Source organism: Brevundimonas sp., assembly GCF_041648055.1.
Taxonomy (GTDB): domain Bacteria; phylum Pseudomonadota; class Alphaproteobacteria; order Caulobacterales; family Caulobacteraceae; genus Brevundimonas.
Genome location: NZ_JBAZPS010000016.1, coordinates 14,819 through 28,252, shown reverse-complemented (window position 1 = coordinate 28,252; position 13,434 = coordinate 14,819). Strand labels below are relative to the sequence as shown.

At 66.6% G+C, this 13,434-nt stretch carries 14 protein-coding genes and 1 pseudogene; 6 read left to right on the top strand and 9 right to left on the bottom strand.

Annotated features, from left to right (window positions below; genetic code table 11):
* The 3 genes and pseudogenes from WC585_RS16780 to WC585_RS16770 form a co-directional block, all read right to left on the bottom strand.
* Nucleotides 1–442 (bottom strand): annotated as a pseudogene (locus WC585_RS16780) (conjugal transfer protein TrbE); the annotation flags it as partial.
* A gap of 1 nt (nt 443) precedes the next feature.
* On the bottom strand, nt 444–719 hold the full coding sequence (locus WC585_RS16775; protein ID WP_373259130.1) for a VirB3 family type IV secretion system protein: 276 nt from the start codon (nt 717–719) through the stop codon (nt 444–446).
* Nucleotides 719–1,039, bottom strand: a complete 321-nt coding sequence (locus WC585_RS16770; RefSeq protein WP_373259128.1) for a TrbC/VirB2 family protein — start codon at nt 1,037–1,039, stop codon at nt 719–721. Before WC585_RS16770 ends, WC585_RS16775 begins: the two co-directional genes overlap by 1 nt.
* A 617-nt stretch (nt 1,040–1,656) precedes the next feature.
* Between WC585_RS16770 and WC585_RS16765 the strand changes: the two genes are divergently transcribed.
* A complete protein-coding gene (locus tag WC585_RS16765; RefSeq protein WP_373259126.1) occupies nt 1,657–1,974 on the top strand; it encodes a helix-turn-helix transcriptional regulator in 318 nt (105 codons plus the stop codon).
* Nucleotides 1,971–3,224: a type II toxin-antitoxin system HipA family toxin gene (locus WC585_RS16760; protein WP_373259125.1), complete on the top strand. Its 1,254-nt coding sequence runs from the start codon at nt 1,971–1,973 to the stop codon at nt 3,222–3,224. Before WC585_RS16765 ends, WC585_RS16760 begins: the two co-directional genes overlap by 4 nt.
* A 36-nt stretch (nt 3,225–3,260) precedes the next feature.
* Here WC585_RS16760 and trbB read toward each other — a convergent pair whose 3' ends face one another.
* The 5 genes from trbB to WC585_RS16735 form a co-directional block, all read right to left on the bottom strand.
* A complete protein-coding gene (trbB, locus tag WC585_RS16755; protein WP_373259122.1) occupies nt 3,261–4,211 on the bottom strand; it encodes a P-type conjugative transfer ATPase TrbB in 951 nt (316 codons plus the stop codon).
* Nucleotides 4,208–4,633, bottom strand: coding sequence for a hypothetical protein (locus tag WC585_RS16750; RefSeq protein WP_373259120.1), 426 nt, complete (start codon nt 4,631–4,633; stop codon nt 4,208–4,210). Before WC585_RS16750 ends, trbB begins: the two co-directional genes overlap by 4 nt.
* Nucleotides 4,620–6,515: a type IV secretory system conjugative DNA transfer family protein gene (locus tag WC585_RS16745; protein WP_373259119.1), complete on the bottom strand. Its 1,896-nt coding sequence runs from the start codon at nt 6,513–6,515 to the stop codon at nt 4,620–4,622. The genes WC585_RS16750 and WC585_RS16745 overlap by 14 nt, the downstream gene beginning before the upstream one ends.
* The gene (locus WC585_RS16740; RefSeq protein ID WP_373259117.1) at nt 6,502–7,128 is read right to left on the bottom strand and encodes a hypothetical protein; all 627 of its coding nucleotides are present in this window, start codon (nt 7,126–7,128) and stop codon (nt 6,502–6,504) included. The genes WC585_RS16745 and WC585_RS16740 overlap by 14 nt, the downstream gene beginning before the upstream one ends.
* A 129-nt stretch (nt 7,129–7,257) precedes the next feature.
* A complete protein-coding gene (locus WC585_RS16735) occupies nt 7,258–7,467 on the bottom strand; it encodes a hypothetical protein (protein WP_373259115.1) in 210 nt (69 codons plus the stop codon).
* On the opposite strand from WC585_RS16735, the gene WC585_RS16730 reads away from it, so the two are divergent.
* The 4 genes from WC585_RS16730 (at nt 7,462) to WC585_RS16715 (ending at nt 11,001) form a co-directional block, all read left to right on the top strand.
* A complete protein-coding gene (locus WC585_RS16730) occupies nt 7,462–7,839 on the top strand; it encodes a hypothetical protein (RefSeq protein WP_373259113.1) in 378 nt (125 codons plus the stop codon). The genes WC585_RS16735 and WC585_RS16730 overlap by 6 nt on opposite strands.
* A 93-nt stretch (nt 7,840–7,932) precedes the next feature.
* Nucleotides 7,933–8,055 carry a hypothetical protein gene (locus WC585_RS16725; protein ID WP_373259112.1) on the top strand — a complete coding sequence of 41 codons (123 nt, stop codon included), beginning with the start codon at nt 7,933–7,935 and terminating at the stop codon, nt 8,053–8,055.
* Between the two features lie 554 nt (nt 8,056–8,609).
* Nucleotides 8,610–9,251, top strand: coding sequence for a lasso peptide biosynthesis B2 protein (locus tag WC585_RS16720; protein WP_373259110.1), 642 nt, complete (start codon nt 8,610–8,612; stop codon nt 9,249–9,251).
* A gap of 1 nt (nt 9,252) precedes the next feature.
* The gene (locus tag WC585_RS16715; protein WP_373259109.1) at nt 9,253–11,001 is read left to right on the top strand and encodes an asparagine synthase-related protein; all 1,749 of its coding nucleotides are present in this window, start codon (nt 9,253–9,255) and stop codon (nt 10,999–11,001) included.
* On the opposite strand, the gene WC585_RS16710 is transcribed toward WC585_RS16715, so the two are convergent.
* Nucleotides 10,940–13,429 carry a prolyl oligopeptidase family serine peptidase gene (locus WC585_RS16710; protein WP_373259108.1) on the bottom strand — a complete coding sequence of 830 codons (2,490 nt, stop codon included), beginning with the start codon at nt 13,427–13,429 and terminating at the stop codon, nt 10,940–10,942. The genes WC585_RS16715 and WC585_RS16710 overlap by 62 nt on opposite strands.
* Between the last annotated feature and the right edge of the window lie 5 nt (nt 13,430–13,434).

The window sequence follows — 13,434 nt, the reverse complement described above, 5'->3', positions numbered from 1 at the left end:
GGCCGTTCCGTTCCAGTCCATTGTAGAGCCAGCGCTCCATACGACGGGTCTCGTCGACCGGCGGCAGCCAGGTCAGGGAGAGCCGGTAGTCCGTCTCAAACGCCGGATCGGAGGCCTCGAACCGCTCGCGCCGTTCGGCATCGACCAGCCAGGCCGCGTCCAGATCGAACACACTCTCCGGATAGGGCGACGCCGGTCTCCGGCGCGCCTCCATGTGGACGCACCAGCCCGTACCAAGGCGTTTCAGGGCATTGTTCAACCGTGCCCGCACGGCCATCAGCTCGTCCTCTGTCGAGGATTCCAGGTCTGGACCACGGAAGCTGAAGGCGGTCAGGAAGGACCCGTCCTTGTTCAGTACCACACCTGGGGCCACCAGCGCCGCCCAGGGCAGGTGATCCGCCAGACAGGCGGGCATCTTCCGGTACTCGTCCAGGAAGCGCATGTCAGGCGTCCAGGTGGGCCGGCAGCGCCAGATGACGCCGCAGCACATCGAAGAAGCGCCGATCGGACCGCGTGGCCCACAGACCGATGGCATGGGCGACTGCCCACCAGAGAAGGCCCAGCCACCAGATCCGCAGCGCCAGACCCAGGACGACAGCGATCGTGCCCATGGCGATGGCATAATCCCGTGGCATGCCCGCCATCAGCACGGGCTCGGCAAGGGCCTGGGCGACCGGCAGGTCATAGCCTTCCCGGCGTTCTGTCGAGGCGTGGGCCATCAGCCGATCTCCACCCCACCGGCAAAGCCGAAGAAATCCAGGAAGAAGGTGGACGCGGCGAAGGCGATGGACAGGCCGAACATGATGCCGAGGCCCCGTCGCATGGAGGAGCCGTTCTCGCTCATGGCGATCCCGGCCCCGAACAGGACCACGGCCACCACGGCCGCGGCCTGGACCACCGGTCCCGTTATGGATTCCACCACCTGTTGCAGCGGCCCTTCCCACGGCATGCCCGATCCTCCGGCCAGCACGGGTCCGGCGACCATCAGGCCGCACGCCATCGTCGCGCCGAACAGGCGCCATCCCAGTCTTCCACGCATCTGAAGTCCCTCGTTTCGGCGTGTCCCTGCACGCTTCGACTCATTGCAAACCCATCCATCCACAGGTTGTCAACAGTAAAAATCAGACGAAATCCGGTAGCTTTTCTATAAGTTACTCATGACTTGCTGTAACTCTTCCAGCAGAGATCCATTTTGCTGCTCTGGGGTTGAGTTGACGCGTCGATGACTTGTCAAAAGTCCCGCCAGATCCATGCCGGCACTGGCCTTGAACAGCTTCGTCATAATCGGCTGGCAACCGAACCCGGCGCGAGCGGGCAACAACACCGGCCCGCCACAATCTGCGCGTGACTTCAGGGCCGGTCAGAAAAGCGGTCCGAGCCCACCGCGTTCGGGCACCGCCCTATCAAGTCACCCGGATCCTACGATCCTGGACACGGACGCGGTTTGCGTTCCCACTCTGAAACCGGGCCAACGACCTGGCCGGAGCGCCCATCCGGTGCACTCAGTCCAGGATGGAGGGGCAGTATGAAGACCGTCCAATCGATGCGTGGACGTGGCACGAAGCGTGAGGCAGTAGCCTCTCCCTACGCCACATTAGATGGCCAGATACGGACATTTATCTTGCGTTTTGATGTATAACTGGCCATATATGGACGATGCTGAAGACACCACTCGAGATCCAGCATGGCCTTGCCGAACGGTTGAAGGCCCGTCGCATCGCCCTGGGCTGGACCCAGCAGGTCGCGGCCCAGCGCTCGGGCGTCGCTTACCGGACCTGGCGAAGGCTCGAGACTGAAGGCAAGGCCTCGCTTGAGGACGTGATCAAGGCGGCCGTCGCCCTGCGATGCGAAGGCGGTTTCGAGACCCTTTTCCCGCCACCGGCCGCCACCAGCCTGGATGACCTCCTCAAGCGTCAGAGCGTGGAGGCGACGTCGCCCGTGCGGGTACGGGCGCGCAGGTCGCAGCGATCATGAAGCTGGTGCCCGGAGCCCCGCTGGCCGCAAGCCTCAAGTTCGACGATGCCGGGGCTCCGATGCCGATCGGCCGGCTGGCCATGGCCAGCGGTCTGGCTCAGCTGGAATGGTCCAGCGAGGCAATCGCCGCAGCCCTACCGGTCTCCGGCCTCCTCTATCCACCCGAACCCGGCCTTCATCCCGCGCGCGGACGCGAGTTCGACGGCCTGCATGGCTTTCTGTCGGACAGCCTGCCGGAGGGGTGGGGCCATCTCGTCATGCGCCGTCGCCTGGCCAGGCTCGGCGTACAGATCGACGGCTTGAGCCCCCTGGATCGTCTGGCCCTGGTCGGTGACCAGGGTCGTGGAGCCCTGACCTATCAGCCATCGGCCGCGCCCCCGCCGGAAGTGCAAAGCCTCGACCTGGATGCCCTGGCCGCTGAATCCATGGCCATCCTGGCCGGCCAGGAAGGCGAGCTCGCGGCCACCCTGGCCACCCTGGCCGGCGGGTCGGGCGGGGCCCGTCCGAAGGTGCATGTCGGGTTCGACGGTGCAGGGCGTATCTCCGTGTCGGAGGGTGAGACGGCTCCCGGCCACGACTCCTGGATCGTGAAATTCGCAGCGACGAACGACCCGCCCGACATCGGTCCGATCGAAGCGGCCTATGCGGCCATGGCCATCGCGGCGGGGCTGGAGATGGCCCCCTATCGTCTTCTGCCATCCAGAACAGGGCCCGGCTATTTCGCGACGCGACGGTTCGACCGGCCTCATCCGGGTTTACGCCTGCACATGGTCTCGCTGAGCGGTGCGGTCGAAGCGTCATGGCGCCTTCCCTCGAGCTACGACCTGTTCCTTCGGGCGACGATGACCATCACGCGCCACGCGGACGATCTGCTCGCGGTCTTCCGTCGCATGGTCTTCAACGTCCTGGCCAGCAATCGCGACGACCACACACGCCAGCACAGCTATCTCATGGATGCCGGCGGTGAATGGCGTCTCGCCCCCGCCTACGACCTCACCTATTCGGCGGGCCCCGGCGGAGAGCACTATCTCGACATCGAGGGCGAGGGCCGCCATCCGACCCGTTCGAACGTACAGGCGCTCGGACGAAGGTACGGCCTGTCTGACGCCGTCATGGCCTCCGTGATCGACGAGGTGCGGGCCGCAGTGGACGGCTGGTCCCGGTTCGCTGACGAAGCCGGGGTCAGCAGGGCGTCCAAAGCCGAAATCCGTACGGCCCTGGACGCGGTGGCCCTGCGCTTCCTCGCCTAGGTCCACGCTCCGTCGTCACGGGCGCTCCTGGCCTCGCTAGGCCAGCCTGGCGAGCCTGTACCGCTCGCCGTCCAATCCCACCATGGCCATGACGCTCTCTACCCGTCGTCCCTCCGGGGTCCGGGCTATATGGACGATCCGTTCGACAGCCTGGGCGATCATGCGGCGCGGCGGCGCCGGCGAAACCTCCAGGATCAGATCCTCGAGCCGCCGTGGCACATCCTCCCCCGAGTTGGCGTGGATCGTCGACAGCCCTCCGGGGTGGCCGGTGTTCCAGCTTTTAAGCGTCTCGAGGGCAGCGGCCCCATCCCGCATCTCTCCGACCACGATCCGGTCCGGTCGCATCCGGAGTGCCGATCTCACCAGATCCGCCACCCCGAGTGTCGGGTCCCGCCGGGTCAGCACCGCGACGACGTCCCAGGCCGAACACTGCAGCTCGGCGGTGTCCTCGATCAGGAAGACCCGATCGTCGGCGAAGGCTGGATCGGCGAGCACCGCATTGGCCAGGGTCGTCTTGCCCGATCCCGTCCCGCCGGAGACGAGGATATTGCGTCTCTCCGCACCCGCCAGCCGCAGGGCGTCGGCCTGGACCTGCGTCATCACCCCATCCCGTACGTAGTCCTCCAGCGTCCAGATCACCGCCGGCCGCTTGCGGATCGAGAAGGCGGCTTGCGCCACCAGCGGCGGCATCAACCCCTGAAATCGCTCGCCCGTCGACGGCAGAACGCCGGCGAGGTGCGGGGTTTCTCGGGCGACACTCTCGCCCATATAGTCGGCGATCAGACGAACGGACCGCTCCCTGGCCTCGGCGGAGAGCCTTGCGCCGGTGTCCCTGCGCCCCTCCCCGCTCCGATCCAGAACGATGCGCCCGTCCGGATTGGCCATGATCTCCACTACGGCCGGCTCGAGCAAGGCCTCCAGCACCACGGGTCCCAGCGCATGGCGCAGTGCCTCGAGCTTGCGCTCGGCGACGATCGGATGGGTCAAGCGCTGTCCTTCCCCGGATCGATCTGGCGATCCCGCGTGCCCGCCACGATCCGTGCCGCGGTCGCGTCGAGCAGCCGTTCGATCCTGATATCGATCGCCGCCTGGACGGTCGGATCCTGGTCCGCGATCACGTCCGGAAGGCGCAGGAAGAAGGCGCGTGCTACCTCGATCAGCAGCTCCTGAACGATCTGCATGTCACGCGCGGTGGACCGCATGTGATCGCGCAGGGATCGTTCGAGGTTCTGCATCCGGTCCTCGGGATCGGCGCGCGGATTGCGCAGCAGCCCCCGCGAGATGGCCTGGCCTGCCGCCTGGCTGAGCGGCACCCGCGCCGCGCGCGCCTCCCGGTTCAGCGCCGCGAACAGCTTCTGATCGGTCAGATAGACCTGAACCCGGCTCGCGGGCACGCTAGTCCTCGTCATGTGTCCTCTCCTCCTGGAGCCTGTCCAGCACCGCTTCCTGGGCCCCCATCTGCCGGACGACATCGGTCATCGCCTGGCTCACCACGGCCGCAGCCTTCCTGTCGTCGATGGCCGCCTTGATCTCCTTGAAGAGAGGCAGCTGGGCCTCCGGATCCACGCCGCGCGCCCTCACCCCGGCCCAGGCGTGAGGGCGCGCCGGCGGTCCGTCCAGGCGAGCCGACTGGTCCGGCGCTGGCAGGTCGGCCCGTTTGCGATACGGTCGCCGGCGATCGTACTTCAGCTTCTTCGTCCGCAAAGGCCGCCGGCCCGTGACGAAGACCAGCTGCTGGTCGTCCGGCAGGGCGCGTACCTCGCCGGGTTCCAGAAGCGGGCGTTCCGTTTCCGAGCGCGACACCGAACTGCGTCCCCGGCCCAGCCCGGCTGCCGAACTGCGACTGGTCCGGGTCTCCATCACCATGCCCGTCAGCTTCGACACCTTGTCCGCGGTGAGCGGGTCGAGCGCCGAGAAGGCCGTGTAGACATGGCAGTTGTCGAGGATGGTATTGTGCTGCCCGTAGGTCTCTACGATGTCGTTCAGGGACTGGGCGACGAACAAGGTTTTGATGCCGAATCCCGACATCAGCCGCAGCGATTTCTCGAAGAAGGCGAGACGGCCGAGCAACGGAAACTCATCCATCAGCATCAGGAGATGGTGGGTCTTCTTCCGTCCGGTGGCATCCTCGGTCTCATGGGCTGTCAGAGCCTGGGCCGCCGCATAGAACAGCAGCCGGACCAGCGGACGCAGGGCCGCTGCGTCGGCCGGAGCCACCTGGACGAAAAGAGACACCGGCGCGTCGGCGCACATCAGGTCGCCCATGGCGAAGTCCGAAGCCGACAGGACGCGTTCGAGGTCTTCGCCTGCCAGCCACTTCAGATACGAACGGGCCGTCCCCTGGACCGAGGTGCGGAACCGGTCGTGCATCGCTGCATAACCCTTGACGGCGGTCCGGATGAAAGGGTGGACGGCCGGCTCGCCGTCTGGCCCGAGACTGTGCAACGTCTTGAGCATGACGTCGGCCGTGCCATCCAGATCAGCCAACAGGTCCCGGACGGTCAGAAGGGTCTTCTGGTCATCCTCTGCCGAATGGAGGACGTGCAGGATCACAGCCTCAAGGATTTCGGAAGCCGCCTTGTCCCAGATGGCTTCGTCATCCCGCACTCCGCCCGGGTCGGACAGTATGGCGACCAGCCTCTGGATGGGTGCCAGCTCCCCGGGACCGGGCTGGATCTCGGCGAGCGGGTTCCAGCGTGCGGAGGCCGGGTCGCGGGGGCTGAAGTAGAGCGCGTGCGAAAAACCCGAACGCCACCCCGCCGTGGTTCGCCACAGCTCTCCCTTCGGATCATGCGCCATGACGCTTGCGCCCCACGACAGCAGGGTCGGCACGACATGCCCCCGGCCCTTGCCGCTGCGGGTTCCCCCGGTGACGAGGGTCGGGCGAAGATCCGTCGTCGCCAGCACCCTGCCATCGAGAAGCCCGAGCACCGCCCCGCCGTCGGCCAGCAACCCGGCGGCGCGCGCGTCCTTCATCCCGCCCCATCCGCGAACACGCGCCTGCGAGCCACCCGACGCGAGGGTCGCCAGTCCAAGCCCCGAGACCATGCCGATCAGGATCAGGGGCGAGGTCCTCGACATGGCGCCCTGCACCTCCTCGCCGAACTTCAGTCGCCAGCCCAGGATCGCCCAGGGCGGATAGACGGCGGCTTCCGACGAGACCTGGAGCCGCGCACCCAGGGCCGCATGGTTTCCGTAGGTCCACGCAAACGCCTGCGTCGCCGCGCACAGACCCGCAGCCCCGCCGAGCAGCAGGCCGGCCAGCCGCGCACGAAGGTCAGCCGGCGTCACGGATCGCGCCCCGAACCGCCTCGGCTTCCAGGATCAGCAGCGGAGCCGCCTCCATACGCCTGTGGTGATAGAGGATGAGGGCTCCCGCCAGGCCGTCGTCCGCGGTCTCGAACAGACGCACAACGTCCGCCTCCTCGCTGTCCAGATCGGGGAAGAGGCGGGCTTCCGCCGACGCCAGCTGGATCAGCTGACTGCACACCCGCTGGTAGGCGTCGATCAAGGCCGCATTGCCGGTGCGCTTCACGGCCCTCAGCATCAGGCCCGGCAGGGCACGTCCAGCCTGTACACCGCTCCCTGCCATGGCCTGGTCACGGGCCATGCTCGTGCGAGACGCAGTCAGGCTGTTGATCACGCACTGGAGCCGGAACTCGAGACGGTCGCGGACGATGGCGGGGTCGAGGCGCGGTGCCAGGAAGCCTCCCATCGGAGACCGCTCGATCAGCCCGTAACCGCACAGCCAGACCAGGGCCTCGCGCACGGGCGTCGCTGACAGGGACAGCCTGCGGGCCTCGTCCATGATGACCACCGGGGAGCCCGGGACATAGATGCCCTGCTCGGCACGCGAACGCAGGCTGTCCAGCGCATTGGTGAAGGGATCACGTCTACGGGTCACGGTCCTCTCCGTCAGTAGGCGGAGCATTCAGCAGGACGTTGAGACGCGCCAGCACAACCCGTCGATTCGTGGGCCCGACGCCGAAAATCGACGCGGCCCACGCCACAAACCGCGTCGAACCGCGCCACTTTATGTCGTAAAATCTGCCGCCAGGCCTGCATCGTCCGGTTGCGCCTTGATCAGCCGCGTTTCGCGCAGCACGATCAGCACCGGAGGGCGTTGCAGATGCCAGGGCGTGCGTCGGACAACATACGCGACAGTCAGTTGCTTTCGGCCGCTGTCAAACTCGTTCGGAAGTCCACCGGCCTTTCGAGCCGTGAGGTCGCCCGGAAGATGCATATCGCCCTGCGGACCTATCAGCGGTTCGAGGGCGGGCTCAACCGTCTCAACCTCGACCACATCCATCGCTTCGCAAAGGCCACCTCCAGCGATCCCTATGCCCTGCTTATCGCCGTCATGATCGGTGCGCCCCGTTTTGCGCTGAACGCGGCGAACAACAATCTGGCGACCATCCTCATGGTGGCGGTCCAGAACCTGGAAGAGTCGCTCGGCGACCGGATCGCCGAGCTCGAGACGCGCGACTTGATCAGCGCCATCACCAAGCCGTTCGACGCCCTCGCGGCGCAGGTTCTAGCGACAGATCCCTCTGCGGAATGGCTCGCCCGGGGTCGGACAAACCTGAACATCCGTCGCCCCACACCGGGACGGTGAAGCCGGATATTGGTCAGATATAGCTTTTCTGCCGCCCCCATCGGGCGCTCCGTCGGACCGCCACATCCGTGGCCATCAGCAAAGGAGACTGAGATGAAAACGACAACCTTGATCCGCGTCAGCTTTGGCAGCGCCAAGGCCCTGACCCGGGACGGCCTCACCGGCCCCTATACCGAGGTCAAGATCCAGGACAGCCTGTTCCCGCCGGCTGGCTGAGCGACGACCGTGGGCGGTCGGCATCCGGCCGCCCACAGTCTGTCCCCCCTAAAGACTGCAATATCATCCGCCGCGTCGTGCCGACGCGCCACCCGTCAGGCCAGCGCCTATTGTGCGGCCACCGCGCTGTCACTTGCCGGTCGCCGTATCGAATTCGCCCGGAAAGAGCCTGTCATCCGCGAGGTTGCGAGTATTCATCGCAGATCCCGATCCGGCCTGCCGACGCCCGAAGGCACGCCCGAAACCCTCCTCAGAACGCAAAAACTATACTCCAGATATAGCTTTCATGCCGGGCGACCGGAGCGTCACCTCGGGCTGCCACACTGGGTGGCACACCAGATGAGGAGACCGAGATGAAGACCCTGCTTCTGCACATCAGCTTCGGCAGCGCCAAGGCCCTGACCCGCGACGGGATGGGCACCCGCTACAACGAAGTCCACATCGCCGACAGCCTCTGGCCTGCGGCGGGCTGAGCGGCCTGCGGGCGGCCGACGGTGAACCGCCGGTCGCCCGCAGATCGTGGACGAACCCACCGGTCCCGAAAGCGAGCCACCATGTCCAAGCAACTCTGGCCGGCTGAAGGCGTCTTCCTCGCCTGTGTCGATGACGACGTGATCGTACTGAACCTGGCCGCGGACCGGTATGACGGCCTGCTGGATGCCGGCGACCGCATCCGGCTGGATGACAATGGCGCGCTCCATATCGTCGACGCCGATATCGCTGCGGAGCTCATCGCAGGCAGGATAGCGACTGCGGCCCAGCCGCTCTCCCGAAACCCGAGACCTGTCGCAGCACGTCGCGAACTCCAATCGGACCCTGCCCCGGCAGGAAGAGACGTCCTCCGTGCGGCCATCAGCCTCTTGACGGCCACCCTCAGATTCAGGGGACGATCGCTCCTCTCGCTCGTCACCTTCCGGCATCGTCTTAGCGATCCTGACGCCGTCAGCGAGGCGCGCCTCGGAGAATTGGTCGGCGCGGCAAGGGTCGCCCGCCCATGGATCCCGTTCGAAGGCGAATGCCTGCAGCGGAGCTTCCTGCTCCGGGCCCATCTGGCAGCGCAGGGCGTCGCCACCGACTGGATCTTCGGTGTGGCGACCTGGCCATTCGCAGCCCACTGCTGGCTCCAGATCGGGGATCTGGTCGTCGGCGACCGTCTGTCACGCGTGTCCCGCTTCACCCCGATCATGCGGGTTTGAGATGGGCGAGTTCCTGATCGTCGGCCGTGGCCCGGGCCAGAAGGATCAGGTCGCGCTTCGGAACGACCTTCGCGACCGCGCGGCGGGAGAAGGTTTCGCCTTGATGGATCTCAACATCCACACCTGGCTCGCCGTGCGCGGCCCGCATCCCCCACGGACTCTAAGGGTCGCCGACTGGATCCTGATCGGCGATGTCTTTGATCGCTGGCGTCCGACCATCCCGACTGTCCCGACCGGCGATCCCCTCGCCTACGAACGCAAGCTCATGTCCCGGCTCTGGGGGCGCTATGTCGGCATCCAGTTTCATGCCGACCACAGCCTGCGGGCGATCCTGCGCGATCCCTCCGGTGCCCTGGAATGTGTAGCCTGGGAGCAGGACGATCTGACCATCGTCTGTTCGTCAGTGCAGGACTGGCTGATCCACCGCTTGCGCCCGGGATGGCGGATCGAACCCGACCGGGTGGCGGCGGCCTTGCGCGATCCGATCCCCGCCACGGGACGGCTGATGCTCGTCGGCCCCACCGCCCTGGAGCCATCCACGCTTCAGCCGCTTCCGCTGGACCAGCAGGCCGAAGTCCTCTGGAGCCCGATCGAGCACGCGCGACGAAGCCTCGGGCCTGAGCCCTCCGTTCAGGAAGCTGCAGCCACCGTGAGATCAGCGCTCGACGAGACGGTCAGGGGGCTCGCGGGCCTTCCCGGCCGGAGCGCCGCGGAAGTCTCCGGAGGCCTGGATTCAAGCATCATCGCCGCCAGTCTGGTGCACGCTGGAGCCAGGCCGTCGCTCTGGCTCAACGCCTTTGGTCCGACGCCGGAATCCGACGAGCGGACCTATGTAGACGCCCTCGCCCGCAAGCTGTCGATCAAGCCGACCTCCGTTCCGCATGCGACAGCCCCGATGACGACGGCCTGGCTCGAGGGCCTGTCTCCGGACTTCAGGCCGGGCCTGAATGCCATGGACCTTCCTCACGATCTCGACTGGGCAGACCGTCTCGGCAAGGCCGGGGTCAACTCACTGTTCACCGGCAAGGGCGGCGACTCGGTCCTGTTCAACAGGGCCACCAGCGACGTCTTCATCGACGTCTGGCGGCGCAGCAGGCGCGAGGCCCTGACCTCGGCCGACACGTTCGAGCTGGCGGCCTCCAACGAGGTGTCGCTCTGGACCCTGATCGCACGTGCCCGCGACCATGCCAGGACGGGAACAACGTGCCCGCGGCGATCCCATCCGATGCTGCCGCCGCTGCCAGGTCCGTCGCCGTTGCACCCCTGGACCCGGGGTTGGGACGCCTTCGGACCGGCCAAGGCCATGCATATCGCAAGCCTGGCTGACAATGTCGCCCGGCACGGACCTTCCGCCCTCAGCCGTACGGTCGATCTGCGCAACCCGCTCTGCGCCCAGCCGGTGATCGAAGCCTGTCTTGCCCTGCCGACGTCGGTCCTGACGACCGGTGGGCGGGAAAGAGGACTGGCACGCCTGACCTTTGCGGACCGACTGCCACCCGAGATCGTCGATCGCCGTTCAAAAGGCGACATGACGAAGATCTATGGCCGCATGATTCTCGAAGGACTGGACGTGCTTCGCCCCTGGCTGCTTGAGGGCCGGCTCGCCGCCCTGGGCGTGATCGACCGCGCCGAGGCCGAAGCCGGGCTGACGCGCGAGGCCCTGGTCTGGCACGGTAGATATTCCACCATCATGGTGGCGGCGGCGTTCGAGTCCTGGGTCCGCTCATGGGAAAAGAGGCTGGCTGCGTGACATCGCCAGGCTCTGACAAGGTCGTGTCGAGCCAGCCAAAGATCTGCCGATACTTGTCGAGGATGTTCGCTGGTGACCAGACGTGGTGTTTTTCACCCCAGTAGGTGATCAACTTCACCTGCTTGCCTTCGCGGTAGAGGGCGCTGAACATCGCCTCGGCCTGCCGCATCGGCACGAAATCCAGGTCTGCAGTCAGCAGAAGCACGGGGGCCGTGACGTCCTCGGCCCGCAGCCAGGGGCTGGAAGCCAGATAGGCCTCCGTTGCTGCCCAGGGCGGCGCGCCGAAGCGGCCTTGCCCCTGCTCTACAAAACCCTGGGGTTGTCGGTCGCGCAATCCGTACTGGGTCAGGTTCCGGGTTGGCGCGTTGAACTCGCTCCAGGATCCCATCCAGTCATAGATGCCAGCCGATGCGATGACCGACTGGTAGCGGGTCGAACGGGTGGCAATCTCCATCACTGCGTATCCGCCGAAGCTGTGTCCGAACAGAGCAAGCCGGTCGGCAGGCAATTCCGGATGCGCAGACAGGGCGGCATCCACCGCCAGATCCGCCGCCCGGCTGTAGGTCTCTCCCCTCACCGCCGGCTCCAGGTTGCTGGGAATGGAAGCGCTAAGCACCGCATAGCCGCCGGCAGCCAGGACGCCGGGCCGCACCGCATAGGTCATCGTCAGCGGATCCCACCAGACCAGGCTATCGGTCCCGCCCGGATAAACGTCGACGATGACGCCCTTAACCTCGCCCGCCTCCTCGCCTGGCGGCAGCCAGAGCCAGCTGCGGGTCTGTGTTCCATCGACGCCCCGGTGATCGATGGCCACCGGCTCCACGAGTTTCACGTCCCGCTTGCCGCGATTGACGGCATCGAGCGCCACGGCGCGGTCCCCGGTCCGAAGGGTAAGCGTCTCCTGCATCCCTGCTCGCTCCAGCACCAGCATTGCCTCCGGAGACACCGCCAGCACACGCGGCGGCCTGCCCCCGACCAGGGGCCCTTGCCGCACCATGCCGCCGTCCTCATCGATGATGACACTTTCCCCGGTCGATACGGTCGCCGCCGTCCAGTCGCGACGCGGCGCGTCAACCGATAGCCTGCGCACGATTTCCGGATCGGCCGATACGGCCGCCTGGACCGTCACGTCGGCCGGCGTCAGTCGCCGCGGACCGGTCGCTTCAGCTGCCCAGAGCGCGCCGTCCGCGAAGAACCGGAGCGCGGTCTCTCCTGCCGAGAAAAACCGGACCGGGGGTGTTGTCAGCGCGTGTGTCAGGTTCAGCGGAGGCGCACCCTCCGATAAGAGATACCAGTCGAACCGGCCGCCATCCGAAGGTCGGGCGTAAACCAGAGGCGTGTCGCCGATCCAGTCGGCGCGGACGCCATTGACCACCTGTTCGATCGTCCCCGTCGACACACCCGGGAGGGCCACCTGCTCCGCCCCGTCAAAACCCACACGGTAAAGACCGCCCTGGTCCCAGTCGGCATTGTCCTCACGCATCCAGACGAGGATTTCCCGTGATGTCGATGACCAACGCAGGAGATGTTCGCCAACGTCCCGACCCGGCATCGGCCGCAAGACACGGCCGTCCGGCACATGGACCAGCGACAGCCTCTGGCGCCGGGCGCTCTCCACATAGACGATGCGCTCGGGTCTGATAGGCGCGATCTCTTCGGCCAGGATCGTCGCGACCGCGGCCTTGTCGGGGGACAGCGCGAAATCGACGACCTCGCCCTCGATCAGGTCCCGGCGGCTGCGGTCCGTCACATTCAGCAGGACCAGGGCACCGACGGACCTCGAGCGTTCAGGGGTCGCCCGTCCGTCCGCGGCCTCGATCACGGTCCGGGACGCTTCACGCCCCGCAGCGGAGCGACGCCAGGCCTCGGACATCTCCTCCTGAAAGCCGCTGTCATAGGCCAGAAGTTCGGGAAGGCTTCCGTCCGGCCGGATGCTGATCACAAGTTCATCGTCCGACCGCCATTCCGCCGTCGCCCCGGTTCTCGGCATCTCCGGGGTCAGGCCGGTCCACCAGACCGACCGGTCGGCCAGGGCGACAATGCCGGCTTCCAGACGGTTACCCTGCAGTCGCGTGATCAGGAGACGCCGGCTGTCCGGAGACCAGGACAGGCGCTGGAGCCCCAGGCCCTCATTCTCGAGCAGGCGTTCCGGCGACCGCTCCGGAGCCTCCAGGTCGACGAGCCAAAGTTCCATGATGGTCCAGGCGGCCCGTACCCCGAAATCGAAGCGTGTGGCGGTGTTGTACGGTCCACGCTTTTCATAGACCGCCCATCGCCCGTCCGGCGAGATCGTGGCCCGACCGAAGGACTCCAGCTCGACGATGTCCTGAACCGTCAGGGCGCGTCTCGAAGGCACCTCCTGCGCGAGGGCTTCAGTGGTCAGCAGGCAGGCGCAGGCGGCCATGGCCCCGAGCAGGGGCCTCATCATTCTCA